Genomic DNA, 14,402 nt, shown 5'->3' on the forward strand with positions numbered 1-14,402 from the left:
GTATCACCTTAAAAATAACATAATTCTAGCGAAATCTATACGATCCTTTATGTATACGCTTTCGCGAAAGCGAACTTGTGAGATTCATGACCAAAGGGAGAGTGAAACGGTAAAGCGTACTCATGAGACCTGCCTGCCGATAGTCAGGTTCACAAGCATAAGGATAGCAAAGCGATAAAACGTATTCTAAGTGCACAAAAGTTCAATTAGCATTTGCATATATACGACCTACCTCAAAGGCTTTTGAAGCGTCTATATTGAATACATTTTACACCACACATAAAACGATATTGATAAGAAAAACATCTAGATATACTGGTTTTTAAATTAATTTTTATAAATTCGAACCATAACAGAACAGAATGGATGTAAACGAATCAATATTACAGATAAATCATGACAGTGATGTCCCCAAATATCAACAAATTGTAACATCAATAGTTGATGCTGTTGCAGAAAGCTCTATTAAAAAAGGAAGTGTGTTACCATCGGTAAATGCCATTTGTAAAACACATAAGTTATCCAGAGATACAGTATTTAAGGCCTACTCTATTTTAAAAGATAATGGTGTTGTAGATGCGGTACCTAATAAGGGATACTTTGTCGCTCATGACACAAAAAAAGTATTATTAGTTCTAGATACTTTTAAAGCATATAAGGAAGTTCTATACCATTCATTTATCAATAATTTACCTGAAAACATTATTTCTGATGTACAATTTCATCACTATAATATTGATAATTTTAAAACGATCATAAATAACAGTCTTGGTAAGTATTATAAATACATTGTCATGAATTTTGACCACAAAGAAGTGAAAGATGTGGTGTCAAAAATTAATAATGATAAGTTACTACAAATAGATTGGAACATCTATACAGATGCTACTAACAACTATGTTTTTCAAGACTTTGGAGAATCTTTCTACACATCAATAACTAAAGCTGAAACAGCACTACGAAAGTACAAAAGGCTCGATTTCTTATATCCTTCTTTTACCTATCATCCAACAGAAACAGTAGTCTATTTTGAAAAATTTTGTAAAGATTTCAATTTCGATTATCAGATAATTACAGATCCTAAGAATTTCAAGGTAGAGAAAGGAGTTGCTTATCTAAGTGTTAGTGACCGTATGCTAGGAAGATTTCTTGAACAGAGTAAAGACAATAATTTTGAACCTGGAACAGATGTTGGTTTCCTTTCATACAATGAAACCCCTATGAAAAAATTTATTTATAAAGGGATTTCTGTGATTTCAACAGATTTTAAGGAATTAGGAACTAAAGCCGCCGAGTTTATTACATCAGATGATCCTATGCAGCACTATGTACCTACTACCCTAACACTTAGAGAGTCCTTATAAACATGTATAGTATAGGATTAGATATAGGGAGCTCATCTATTAAAGTAGCTATCGTTAAGATTACTACAGGTGAATGTATGATTAGTTTACAGGAGCCTTCTATAGAGATGGAAATTCATGCACCCAAAAAGGGTTGGGCAGAACAAGATCCTGCAACATGGTGGGAATATACCTGTAAAGCCATTAAACGCGCTCTAAAAGAAACACAAATACCTCCCAAAGACATTCAATCTATAGGGATTGCATATCAAATGCATGGATTAGTACTGGTAGATCATAAAGGAGCAGTTTTACGAAATTCCATTATATGGTGTGATAGCCGTGCCGTAACAATTGGTCATAAAGCTTATGAAGATTTAGGAACTCAAAAATGTATGAATCAACTTCTTAATGCTCCGGGTAATTTTACAGCATCCAAGTTAAAATGGGTAAAAGACAATGAGCCAGATGTTTATAATGCTATTCATAAATATATGTTACCTGGTGACTATATTGCTTATAAATTAAGTGGTACTATTCATACCACTAAAAATGGACTTTCAGAAGGTATTTTATGGGATTATAAAAATCATACCATTGCCGATGTGTTACTAGAACAGTATGGTATTGCTAAAGACCTCACTCCTACTATTACAGAAAATTTTACACTACAAAGTAAGGTGAACGCAGAAGCATCTGAAGCAACAGGATTACCCGTGGATACACCTATAACATATAGAGCTGGTGATCAACCCAACAACGCACTTTCATTAGGAGTTTTTGAATCAGGACAAGCAGCACTCACAGGAGGAACTTCTGGTGTGATCTATGCAGTCACCGAGCAATCTACATTTAAAGAAATTCAACGTGTAAATCAATTTGCACATGCCAATTACTCGTTTGAAACTCCTACCATAGGAAGGTTGCTAAATATAAATGGTGCTGGTATACAATACCGTTGGTTACTCAACAATACAAAAGCCTCATCATATGAAGAAATGAATACAAAAGCAGCTACGATCCCTATTGGATCTGATGGCATTATCTTATTGCCTTTTGGTAATGGTGCAGAGCGAATGTTTCATAATCGTATCATAGGGACACACATCAAAAATCTTGATCTAAACCGTCATCAAGATGCACATCTTTACAGAGCTGGGCTAGAAGGTATTGCCTTCTCCTTTGTATATGGTATGGAATTATTAAAAGAAGATCATACTCAGATACATACATTACGAGCGGGTAATGACAATTTATTTAGATCAGAAATTTTTGGAACAACGATCGCTACATTACTTGGAAAACCCATTGAAATTTATAATACAACTGGTGCTGTAGGCGCTGCCAGAGCTGCGAATCTTAAAGATTATGACTTTACATTCTTTAGCAAACAAATAGTTTCAAATGATCATATCATGACCTATCCCCCTTCCCAAGATATTTCTCCATATCAAAAAGCATATCAACACTGGAAAAAAGAATTAGAACATACATTAAATAACAATTAAAATTATGGCTAGCCAAGAGTATTTTAAAGGTATTCCAAAGATCGCTTATGAAGGACCACAATCAGATAATCCTTTGGCGTATAAATATTACGATCAAGATAAAGTAATTGCAGGAAAAACAATGCGACAGCATTTTAAGTTTGCCATTGCCTATTGGCATACTTTCTGTGGTCAAGGATCTGATCCTTTTGGACCCGGCACGCAAAGTTTTGCTTGGGATAGCGCCTCAGACCCTATACAAGCCGCAAAAGATAAGGCAGATGCTGCTTTTGAATTTATTTCAAAATTAGGGTTTGATTATTTCTGTTTTCATGATTTTGACCTTGTACAAGAAGCAGCCACATTTACTGCATCTGAAAAACGTCTTCATACGATTGTAGATTATATCCAACAAAAGAAAAATGAAACAGATATTCAACTCCTTTGGGGAACTGCTAATTGCTTTTCTAATCCGCGATATATGAATGGTGCAGCTACCAATCCTCAGTTTGATGTAGTGGCTAGAGCAGGTGCACAAATAAAACTAGCACTAGATGCAACTATTAAGTTAAACGGTGAAAACTATGTGTTTTGGGGTGGTCGTGAAGGCTATATGTCTTTACTAAATACAGATATGCATAGAGAGTTAGACCATATGGGACAGTTCTTAACAATGGCAAGAGATTATGCACGATCACAAGGTTTTAAAGGTACTTTCTTCATAGAGCCAAAACCTATGGAACCTATGAAACATCAATACGATTTTGATGCTGCTACGGCCATTGGATTCTTAAAAGAGTATGGACTTGACAAAGATTTTAAATTAAATATAGAAGTGAATCACGCGACATTAGCACAACACACGTTCCAACACGAACTGGAAGTAGCAGCTAAAGCAAATATGCTAGGTAGTATAGATGCCAATAGAGGTGATTATCAAAATGGTTGGGATACAGATCAGTTTCCAAATAATATCCAAGAAACCACCGAAGCCATGTTGGTATTTTTAAAAGCTGGTGGTTTACAAGGAGGTGGTATTAATTTTGACGCTAAAATAAGGCGTAATTCTACCGATATGGAAGATGTTTTTTATGCACATATTGGAGGCGCAGATACATTTGCCAGAGCACTTATTACTGCAGATAAGATTATGACATCATCATCCTATCTAAAACTAAGAGAAGAACGTTATAGTTCCTTTGATGCAGGAAAAGGAAAAGCATTTGAAACTGGTCAATTGAAACTTCAAGACTTGTATGAGATCGCAAAAGAAAATGGCGAACTTCCTTTACAAAGTGGTAAGCAAGAGCTTTTTGAAAACATCATTAATCAATATATCTAAACACCCATTTTATGGCTTCTTCTAAGAATTCTTCATACCTAATTAAATTAGCCATGATCGCTACTTTAGGAGGGCTCCTTTTTGGTTATGATACGGGAGTTATCTCAGGAACAGTGGGTTCTTTAGAAAGCTTTTTTGTGACACCAAAAAACCTTAGCGAAAATGCAGCAAGTGCTTTTAAAGGGTTTATTGTTTCCAGTGCTTTGATTGGATGTATTATAGGAGGCATACTGAGTGGTTTTATTAGTACTGCCGTAGGTAGGAAGAAAGGACTTGTTATAGCGGGTATTTTATTCCTCATTTCTGCATTAGGATCGGCGATGCCTGAACTATTACTAAAACCTATTGGAGAAGCAGATCATACATTTTCTACTATTTTCATCATTTACAGAGTGATCGGAGGTATTGGTGTAGGACTAGCGTCTATGCTATCTCCCTTATATATTGCAGAAATAGCGCCTGCAAAAAAAAGAGGTCAATTAGTATCGTATAATCAATTAGCAATCATTGCTGGGTTTATGGTGGTCTATTTTGTCAACTATTTTATCTCTAAGTTTGGCGGTTCTGACCAATGGCTCAATACTGTAGGCTGGCGATGGATGTTTGCTTCAGAAATCATACCCGCAGTATTATTCTTACTATTGCTATTTTTTGTGCCCGACACGCCACGATCGCTAATGCTTAAAAATAAACAAGAACAAGCATTAGAAGTATTGATCAACGTAAATGGTGAATCTGAGGCCCATAAGATACAGGAAGAGATAAAAACCTCTATTCATAAACCAGATTCAAAAAAACTACTTTCATTTGGTTGGGCGGTTATTATTATTGGAGTACTACTTTCTGTTTTTCAACAGTTTGTTGGGATTAATGTGGTTTTATATTATGCCCCAGAAATCTTTAAAAATATAAATCCAGATACCGATGGTGCTCTTTTACAAACCATCATTGTGGGTATTGTCAATTTCTTATTTACCATTATTGCTATCAAAACAGTAGATAGCTACGGAAGAAAGCCTTTAATGATGATAGGTGCCTTAGGAATGTCCTTAGCAATGCTTTCATTAGGTTTTGTTTTTTATGCCGAATCTACAGGCTATCTCGCTCTCGTATGCATGATAATTTATGTCGCTAGTTTTGCACTTAGCTGGGGACCTGTAACCTGGGTATTATTATCAGAGATATTTCCAAATAAAATTCGTGGACGAGCCATGGCAATTGCAGTGGCAGCACAATGGATCGCAAATTATGCAGTCTCTTTTACATTCCCTATGATGGATGATAACCGCTATCTTACTGAGCATTTTCACAATGGATTTGCTTATTGGGTATATGGCATTATGGGCATTTTAGCTTTTCTATTTGTCAAGAGGTTTATTCCTGAAACCAAAGGAAAAACACTCGAAGAGATGGAAGAATTATGGAAATAATATATATAAGATACTATAAATAATCATCGTATGAATACGCAATCAGATCGAATTATATTTACTTTAAAAACTGTCCACAAATTCTTAATAGGTGTTATTTTAATATCGCTATTTTGTGCCTGTACCGAGCATACTACAACTACCTATGAGTATACATTTCAAAACCCTAAGATATCATTTGAGGAAAGAGCTACAGATTTGATCCATCAGATGACATTAGGTGAGAAAGTATCACAAATGCGATATGATGCTCCAGAAATAGAGCGATTAGGAGTCCCTGCCTACAATTGGTGGAACGAATGCCTTCATGGTGTTGCTCGTGCTGGAGAAGCCACTGTATTTCCACAAGGAATTGGTATGGGAGCAACATGGAATCCAACGTTAATCCATGATATGGGCGTTGCCGTTTCTGATGAGGCGCGTGCGAAACATCATAAATTCGCCAAGGAAGGAAAGAGAGGTATTTATCAAGGGTTGACCTTTTGGACACCTAACATTAATATCTTTAGAGACCCTAGATGGGGACGCGGTCAAGAAACCTATGGAGAAGATCCCTATTTAACCAGTAGAATTGGCGTCAATTACATCAAAGGACTACAAGGAGACGATCCTAAATATTTAAAACTAGTCGCAACTGCCAAACATTTTGCGGTACATAGTGGTCCTGAGAAGTCTAGACATCAAGATAATTATCAGGTATCCAATAGAGATTTGTATGAAACCTATCTCCCTGCATTTGAAGCGGCTGTCAAAGAAGCTAAGGTACACTCCATAATGTGTGCCTATAATAGATTTAGAGATGAAGCCTGCTGTGGCAGCAATTTATTACTTCAAAAAATCTTACGAGACGATTGGGACTTTCAAGGGTATGTGGTATCAGACTGTTGGGCGATAGCAGATTTTTGGGAACCTAACAGACATGGTCTTACTGAGACAGCTGCAGAAGCTGGTGCATTGGCTGTAACTAGTGGTACCGATTTAAATTGTGGTAATGTATACGACCCTAATTTAAAAGAAGCTGTACTCAAAGAGCTCATAGATGAATCCAAATTAGACATTGCTTTGAAACGCTTATTTACGGCTCGTTTTAAACTCGGTATGTTTGATGCAGCTGAAGATGTAAAATGGGCACAAACCCCGTATGATGTGGTCGCAAGTGATAAACACTACCAACTTTCTGAAAAAGTTGCAAGAGAATCTATGGTATTGCTTAAAAACGAGGACCAATTGTTACCGCTATCCAAAGACATTACCTCCATTGCAGTGATTGGTCCAAATGCAAATTCAAAACAAGCCTTACTAGGAAACTATCATGGAACACCTCATCAATTTATTACTCCTCTGAAAGCTATCAAAGACAAACTCCCCAATGCACAAATCAATTATGCATTAGGAAGTGATGTAGCAGAAGGATGGCCTATTTTAGAACCCATTCCCACTTCTGTACTTAAAAATGGAGATAAAAAAGGTTTAAAAGGAGCCTATTTCGCCAATAGATCTTGGGAAGGTGAACCCGCATTGGTAAGAAATGATACTGCCGTTCATTTTATCTGGATGCCAGAAAAACCTGTAAAAGATATTCAGAATGATGAATTTTCGGTTAGGTGGACAGGGCAAATTATTCCTAAAGAAACAGGTTCCTATCGAATAGGATTGAAAGCAAGTAGCGGTGGAAAAATCTATTTTAATGAACAATTACAATTTGAGTTTAGTGATGATCATGAACCAAAAACTAGATATTTTGATACTGAGCTTACCAAAGGAGTTGCCTACGATATTAAAATAGACTACTTCAATTATCACACAGACCCTCAAGCTCATTTGGTATGGGCAAAAAAGGATCAAGACTTATTAAGCCCTGCTATTGAAGCAGCTAAAAAATCAGATGTGGTGGTGCTTTGTTTAGGCTTATCTCCTAATATAGAAGGAGAAGAAATGCCCGTCTTACTCGAAGGGTTTGATAAAGGAGATCGTTCTGAGATTACACTTCCTAAAACACAAATAAGATTACTCAAAGAGATTCATGCGCTAGGAAAACCTACCGTATTGGTACTTATGAATGGAAGTGCCCTAGCAGTCAATTGGGCAGATGAAAACATTCCTGCTATTCTTGAAGCATGGTATCCCGGAGAATTTGGTGGAAAGGCTATTGCCGATGTGTTATTTGGAGATTACAATCCAGCGGGTAGATTGCCGGTTACTTTTTACAAATCTGTAGAGAACTTACCAGATTTTAAGTCTTACGATATGGGAAATAGAACCTACAAATATTTTAAAGGAGATCCCTTATATGCATTTGGCCACGGACTAAGTTATACTAATTTTATCTATACAAATTTAGAAGTATCTGATGTTGTAGAAGCCCAAAAAGAGATCGCTTTAAAGGTTGCAGTAACCAACGCTGGTAAGGTAGATGGCGACGAAGTCGTACAAGTGTATATCACCCATATCAATAGTACAAATGATGCTCCTATACGATCGCTAGTAGGTTTTAAACGTATTCATTTAAAAGCAAATGAGACAAAAACAGTTGATTTTAGCATCACACCAAAACTGTATGCACAATTAGATGAAGCAGGTAACAAGATATATCTAGAAGGGAAAATGTCCATCAGTATTGGTGGTAGACAACCTACTGCCGATGAGCTCAACAATTCTGTGGCTACTAATTTAGTATCTAAGGTGGTTACTATAAAATAGGGAATTCAATAAGAATGTCACCTCGAGCGCAGTCGAGAGCTCACTTAGTACTCATTATCTTTCAGAAAGGTTTCGACTGTGCTCGACCAGACAAGAAGTAAAACAGATGTTGTATTTTCATTCTTTTCCTCAAATCCTAAAGGATGGAATGAAAATTTTTACTATTTCCCCTTTAGCATTGGAAAAATAGTAGAAATAGCATCAAATGCACAACGGATTCAATAGTACATATTATTAAATACTAGTAATTAAATAGTCGCACTATACTGTCATCTCGAGCGCAGTCGAGAGCTTAGTTAGTACTCATTGTAATTCAGAAAGGTTTCGACTGTGCTCGACCAGACAAGAAGTAAAACAGATGTTGTAGGTGCAAAAGCGACCACTACCCTATTTAGAATCATTAAGATAATGGAATACGATATATCTATGAAAATGTATCTAAGTACGCTTTCGCGAAAGCGTATAAAGTCAAATCCTATGTATTTTAAAAAATTCGATACAACATAAACGATGTCTTATAACTTATTCATTAGCAGAGGCAATAATAGACGTAGATAAACGTGTTCCTTTTTTCTTATTGAAATAATGACGTAAAGCTCCTCCTTTTACATTATTAACATCAAATTCAATGATAAAGGCAGTCTTATCTATTTTGGTTAATAATCGATACAATTTCCGAATATCAATACGATTTACTACCGTATGAATAATACGTATCTCTTCTTGCTGCCCTGAACTACCATATCCTGAAGCGCCTTTATAAACAGTAACTCCTACCCCTATTTCGGCTAATAATGCACTTTCAATTTGGGTAGCTTTTTTAGAAATAATAGTAAAGCCTACAAAATCTTCAAATCCTTCTATGACTAGATCAATTATTTTGGCGGTAACGATATACGTCAATATAGAATACATCGCCACTTCGGTAGAGATCACAAAAGCAGTAATCATAAAAAGGATACTATTAAATATAAGAATGTTCTTTCCGATACTAATCCCAAATCGATCATAAATAAAAATTCCCAATATTTCTGATCCGTCCAATACAGAACCATTTCTAATGGCAAGACCAATTCCTAAGCCTAAAAACAAACCTCCAAAAATGGCAATTAAGAGTTTATCATCGGTAATTACTGGAAAGGTTTCTAAATGAATAGAAATAGAAAGCAATAGGATAGAAATGATTGATTTAATTAAAATACGTTTGGATATCGTAAATATCCCGATAATTATAAAAGGAATACTTGCGCCTATCAGAATAAAAGAAATATCTATCTCAAGAATTTTACTCAATAAAATAGCAATTCCTGTAACACCACCGTCTAAAAAACCATTAGGCAGTAAAAAAGCTTTTAGCCCAATACTTGCAAGGATAATCCCAAATAGAATCTGAATATATTCTTTTATAAAACCGATGAGTGTGCCTTTATTCATTGTGTTTATTATCTCTAATTACGAGTGCAAATATCTAGTTAATTTTACATATATTATTATTTATAATTATCATATGAAGCATAAGATTTCCTTATAAATAAGAAATGTATTGCTACTATTTTTATCAATTCGATACTCTGTGATACTATATAAACGTCAACCTGAACTCGTTTCAGGTTCTCATTAAAATGATCTAATACAAACACTATGAGATTCCGAAATGAATTCGGAATGACGCTACTGCTACTAATGATGCGTTTACAAGACGAAAGGTTTCATTGTTTTGACAGGAATACTGTTTTTTTTAGAATATTTATTCTCAAAAGTTTTTTAAAAAGAAAAAGCGTCATATATTTGCACCCGCATTCAAGGAAATACCTTGATGAGGCACTCAGGAGAAATGGCAGAGTGGTCGAATGCGGCAGTCTTGAAAACTGTTGAGGGTCACACCTCCGGGGGTTCGAATCCCTCTTTCTCCGCTTAGAGCAAAGCTCGATTTCTGAATAGAAATCGGGCTTTTTCTTTTTATGTGAACATTAAAAGCATCGCTTTTAAAAGAGAACAGGAAAAGAAAAAGCCCAGAGATCGCGATAGCGAGATTGAGCTTTATTGTCACCAGCGTGTGATGCAGGGATCTGTAATCCCTCTTTCTCCGCATCAAAAAGATGCAAGGCGTAGCCTGAAGCGTTTTGATGTATTGGATTTCCTATTTGGGATCAACATAGTTCATCCCTCTTTCTCCGCTTAGAGCAAAGCTCAATTTTTACTTATGTAACTCAAAAAGTAAGTACTAAAGGTGGAAGTACAACACCTATAATTTCCTTTTTCCAGCAACATCCTAAAAATTATCTCGTATTTAGTATACTAACAACATATAGTGATAAAATGTAATTTATTGCGTTGAAAAGTCCTATTATAGAACAAATGACACCTACATGACATCTAAATGTCGCTATAAAAACAAGGGGACACCCATACCTTTGTAATATCAAAAAACGAAACATATGGAAACTAGTTCAATCGGAAAAAATCTAATCTATCAAAGAAAACGAAAAGGGTATACACAAGAACAATTATCGGAAGAAACTAAAGTAACAGTACGAACTATTCAGCGTATAGAAAAAGGAGATGTCACGCCACATCTTAAAACCATCAAATTATTAGCAGATGCATTACAAATAGAGGTTGATGATCTGGTGGTTTTAGAAAACCCTAAGGAAGAAGACATTCAAAAGAAATGGCTTATTCTATTACACAGTACGCCATTTTTAGGGTTTATCATTCCATTATCAAATATACTATTTCCGTTATTTCTGTGGATTCACAAGAGAGAGGATAATAGCATCTATGATACACATGGTAGAAAAATCATCAACTTCCAGATTAGTATGAGTATTCTTTATCTTTTAAGCCTCATTACATTAGTGACTATTGAAAAATGGGGGTTTTTCTTTTTTATAGCGGTGATTCCTTTTAGTATGCTCATCATGTTAATCAACATCGTAAAAGTAACCAATACACTCACCTGTTTTTATCCATTGGCATTTCCTTTTATTAGGAAAAAGAAGAAAAGCAAGTCTTTTGCAGCTCCTAGTTTGATCATTATTGGATTATTACTTTTTACAAGTTGTAACCATACAAGTGTAACATCCGTTGAACGTTTGGATGGGACTCATATCTCTAAAGATTCACTAACTCATAAGATCAATAACCTCATAAAAGATGCCGAAGTACATGGATTGGCCGTTACGGTTTTTAATGATAAAAGTCCTGTGTACCAACAAACATTTGGCTATAAAAATGTTCCTAAACAATTGGTATTAACAGATTCTACAAACATCTATGGGGCATCTTTAAGTAAAGCTGTATTTGGTGTTCTTGTGATGAAATTGGTAGAAAACAATGTGATTGATCTAGACACACCACTTGAATCGTATTTACCCAAGAAAATTTATGAATATGAGCCACTCACTAGATGGCATGACAACTATACTGATCTAAAGACAGATAGTTTGTATCATAAGATAACAGCACGAATGTGTCTAGCACATACTTCTGGATTTAATAACTGGCGATTTTTTGAATCGGACAGGAAATTAAGAGTGAATTTCGAACCAGGGTCTCAATATTTCTATAGTGGTGAAGGTCTAGTGTATCTTCAGGTGGTTTTAGAAAAACTTACAAATAAGTCACTTGAAGAACTGGCACAAGAATTTATCTTCAAACCCTTAGAGATGCACAACACATCATATCAATGGCAACCGCAATTTGAAAAAGATTTCGCGCATGGACATAACATTAAAGGTGAAACCTATGGCAAGGATATCGATAACGAACCTAGATCTGCCAGTACGCTAGAAACAACAGCCAGTGATTATACCAAATTCTTAACTGCTGTCTTAAATGAGCAAATTCTAAGTACAACATCTTACGATGAAATGTTTCGTTCTCAGATTAGAATTAACACCTTAGCGCATTTTGGTCCTAATTCTAAAACAATCACCGATAAATACGATGATATTCAATTAAGTTGCGGATTAGCGTGGTTATATTTTGATACGCCCTATGGAAAGGCAGTTACAAAAGGCGGACATGGCGATGGATTTCAGCATTATTCTATCTTATTTCCTGAAGTAGGTAAAGGAATGTTAATCATGACCAATAGTGATAATGGAGAGCGTATTTATAAGGAATTACTAGAAGTTGCTTTAGCCGATGTGTATACGCCTTGGGAGTGGTCTAACTATATTCCTTATGATTTGAAAGAATAATGCCGAATACAACGATCCATATGTGTATGTACTATTAGCATCAATCAAAGGAATGGTTTTTATGCATATGGTTTCTATTTTAAAATTTTGAACGTATGAATCTCTTATGTCTAAGGTTTTTTTCGCTTAAAGCGAAAAGGTATACAACTTGCCTGTTGTACATTTGATATTATTTTTACTAATGTTCCTTAACGTAAAGTACCCTAGTATGAATTTTCATTCCATTCTTTAGGGTTTGAGGAAAAGAATGAAAATACAGCATCCTAATGCAATTTATTTTTCTACGACATAACAGGTAAAATGAATACAACTTCATATGTATGACGAATTCACTGAAATGGTAAAACATCATAAAAACTTTTATAAAAAATTGACCTAAACATATACTCAAATCTAGATTTGGATAGGTTGATGTCTTATAAATCAATTCATTTGCTTGAAAATAAACACAAATGAAAAAATACCTTTTACCACTACTTCTAGTCATTATTTCGCATTCAAATTTCGCGCAAAGCGAAAAACAACACTTAAAAACTATAGAACAATTTTTAATTGAAGAATACCCAAAAAATGAACCTGGAGCTGCTGTTCTTATTGCTAAAAATGGCGAGATAATTTTTGAAAAAGCATATGGTTTGGCATCGTTAGACCCCAAACGAAAGCTAAAGAAAGACATGGTTTTTCAAATCGCTTCGATGACAAAGCAATTTGTTTCGGCGGCTATCCTGCAATTAGTGGAAGAAGGTAAAATGAGTTTATCAGATACGATTCAAAAATACGTCTCCTACTACCCTACCAAAACACATCCTATCACCATTCATCATTTATTATCTCAAACTTCAGGAATCCCTAATTATTTTGATGTTGATGATAATGAGTTTTACTTATTAGCTCAAGAACATACCCCACAGCAATTAATACACTATTATAAAGATGAATCGCTTACATTTAAACCAGGATCAAAGTGGAGCTATAGTAATTCTAACTACCCATTACTAGGCGCTGCTCTTGAGAAAGTAACAGGACAATCGTTAAAAGACTATCTCAGAATTCATATTTTTGAACCTTTAGGAATGACTTCTAGTGGTCTTTGGTATCCTGAAAACATCAAGAAGAATAGAATCCCTGTAGGATATAATGAAAAAAATGGAAAGGTATATCCAGGTCCTAAAATCGTAGGTTCGGCATTATATGCACCTGGTGGTATCGTATCTACTGTACAAGATTTATTGCTATGGAATAGAGCCCTCGTACAAAAAACAGTGATTTCTGAGTTTGTTGTTGAGCAATTAACCACCGAAAAGACCATTGATTCTGGCGAAGGGACTGGGTATGGATATGGTTTTTTTATCAAAAACCTTAAGGGAAGTCCCACCATCCAGCATGGGGGAAACCTATTTGGGTATACTTCCAGCGGACTATACTTACCCAATGAAGATCTCTTTATTTGCATTTTAGCCAATAGAAAATTTGATAGAACCGAAGAACTCGCAAATTATCTAGCAAGTGTATTACTGAATAATCCTATCGAAATTTTCAGTAAAAAAGAAATCTCCAAAGAACAATTACAAGACTATATAGGAATCTATGAGTTACAAAGTGAAGAATTATCAAGAACTTTTGAAATAAAACTATATGACAACCAATTACTCCTGAGTGATCCTAAAGCACCTGCAAATGATGCAATATTAACCCCGTCAGATAAAGATATTTTTATTCTAAAAGCTGTGAATGCCTCCTTCAAATTTCAACGGAATGAAAAAGGTCAAGTTACTGGTTATGAAGTAATCCAAGGAGAAACCTTTGTATTTAAAAAAGTGAAATAATCCTATACCCAATAAAAATATCACACTGATAAATTCAGTAACATGAGTTGCAGGGAACTTGTTTTAAAC

General features: G+C 35.2%; 9 protein-coding genes and 1 tRNA gene. 9 read left to right on the forward strand and 1 reads right to left on the reverse strand.

What is annotated here, in order from left to right:
• Positions 1–362: 362 nt before the first annotated feature.
• From CHB80_RS23020 to CHB80_RS24805, 6 genes are all read left to right on the forward strand, one after another.
• Positions 363–1,364, forward strand: a complete 1,002-nt coding sequence (locus CHB80_RS23020; RefSeq protein WP_089373879.1) for a GntR family transcriptional regulator — start codon at positions 363–365, stop codon at positions 1,362–1,364.
• Between the two features lie 2 nt (positions 1,365–1,366).
• Complete coding sequence (locus CHB80_RS23025) at positions 1,367–2,851, forward strand: xylulokinase (RefSeq protein ID WP_089373880.1); 1,485 nt, start codon at positions 1,367–1,369, stop codon at positions 2,849–2,851.
• 4 nt (positions 2,852–2,855) lie between these two features.
• A complete protein-coding gene (gene xylA / locus CHB80_RS23030; RefSeq protein WP_371875000.1) occupies positions 2,856–4,172 on the forward strand; it encodes a xylose isomerase in 1,317 nt (438 codons plus the stop codon).
• A gap of 11 nt (positions 4,173–4,183) precedes the next feature.
• Positions 4,184–5,602 (forward strand): D-xylose transporter XylE, encoded by a 1,419-nt coding sequence (gene xylE, locus CHB80_RS23035; protein WP_089373882.1) that lies wholly within the window; start codon positions 4,184–4,186, stop codon positions 5,600–5,602.
• A 30-nt stretch (positions 5,603–5,632) separates the two neighbouring features.
• Complete coding sequence (locus tag CHB80_RS23040; protein WP_089373883.1) at positions 5,633–8,302, forward strand: glycoside hydrolase family 3 C-terminal domain-containing protein; 2,670 nt, start codon at positions 5,633–5,635, stop codon at positions 8,300–8,302.
• Between the two features lie 330 nt (positions 8,303–8,632).
• Positions 8,633–8,809 (forward strand): hypothetical protein, encoded by a 177-nt coding sequence (locus CHB80_RS24805; protein ID WP_179218256.1) that lies wholly within the window; start codon positions 8,633–8,635, stop codon positions 8,807–8,809.
• Between the two features lie 15 nt (positions 8,810–8,824).
• Here CHB80_RS24805 and CHB80_RS23045 read toward each other — a convergent pair whose 3' ends face one another.
• The gene (locus CHB80_RS23045; protein WP_089373884.1) at positions 8,825–9,736 is read right to left on the reverse strand and encodes a YitT family protein; all 912 of its coding nucleotides are present in this window, start codon (positions 9,734–9,736) and stop codon (positions 8,825–8,827) included.
• A gap of 394 nt (positions 9,737–10,130) precedes the next feature.
• On the opposite strand from CHB80_RS23045, the gene CHB80_RS23050 reads away from it, so the two are divergent.
• The 3 genes from CHB80_RS23050 to CHB80_RS23060 all read left to right on the forward strand — a co-directional run bounded on the left by CHB80_RS23050 (position 10,131) and on the right by CHB80_RS23060 (position 14,333).
• A tRNA-Ser gene (locus CHB80_RS23050) sits at positions 10,131–10,215 on the forward strand.
• Between the two features lie 525 nt (positions 10,216–10,740).
• Positions 10,741–12,507, forward strand: coding sequence for a serine hydrolase (locus CHB80_RS23055; RefSeq protein WP_089373885.1), 1,767 nt, complete (start codon positions 10,741–10,743; stop codon positions 12,505–12,507).
• 452 nt (positions 12,508–12,959) lie between these two features.
• The gene (locus tag CHB80_RS23060) at positions 12,960–14,333 is read left to right on the forward strand and encodes a serine hydrolase domain-containing protein (protein WP_089373886.1); all 1,374 of its coding nucleotides are present in this window, start codon (positions 12,960–12,962) and stop codon (positions 14,331–14,333) included.
• The last annotated feature ends 69 nt before the right edge of the window (positions 14,334–14,402 follow it).

The sequence above is a fragment of the Dokdonia pacifica genome (assembly GCF_900188275.1).
In the GTDB taxonomy this organism is placed as follows: Bacteria; Bacteroidota; Bacteroidia; order Flavobacteriales; family Flavobacteriaceae; genus Dokdonia; species Dokdonia pacifica.

Bases quoted from the DNA above. Each gene is read 5' to 3' on its own strand.
- CHB80_RS23040 (WP_089373883.1), top strand. From the start codon at position 5,633: ATGAATACGCAATCAGATCGAATTATATTTACTTTAAAAACTGTCCAC.
- xylA (WP_371875000.1), top strand. From the start codon at position 2,856: ATGGCTAGCCAAGAGTATTTTAAAGGTATTCCAAAGATCGCTTATGAA.
- CHB80_RS23025 (WP_089373880.1), top strand. From the start codon at position 1,367: ATGTATAGTATAGGATTAGATATAGGGAGCTCATCTATTAAAGTAGCT.
- xylE (WP_089373882.1), top strand. From the start codon at position 4,184: ATGGCTTCTTCTAAGAATTCTTCATACCTAATTAAATTAGCCATGATC.
- CHB80_RS23060 (WP_089373886.1), top strand. From the start codon at position 12,960: ATGAAAAAATACCTTTTACCACTACTTCTAGTCATTATTTCGCATTCA.
- CHB80_RS23055 (WP_089373885.1), top strand. From the start codon at position 10,741: ATGGAAACTAGTTCAATCGGAAAAAATCTAATCTATCAAAGAAAACGA.
- CHB80_RS23020 (WP_089373879.1), top strand. From the start codon at position 363: ATGGATGTAAACGAATCAATATTACAGATAAATCATGACAGTGATGTC.
- CHB80_RS23045 (WP_089373884.1), bottom strand. From the start codon at position 9,736: ATGAATAAAGGCACACTCATCGGTTTTATAAAAGAATATATTCAGATT.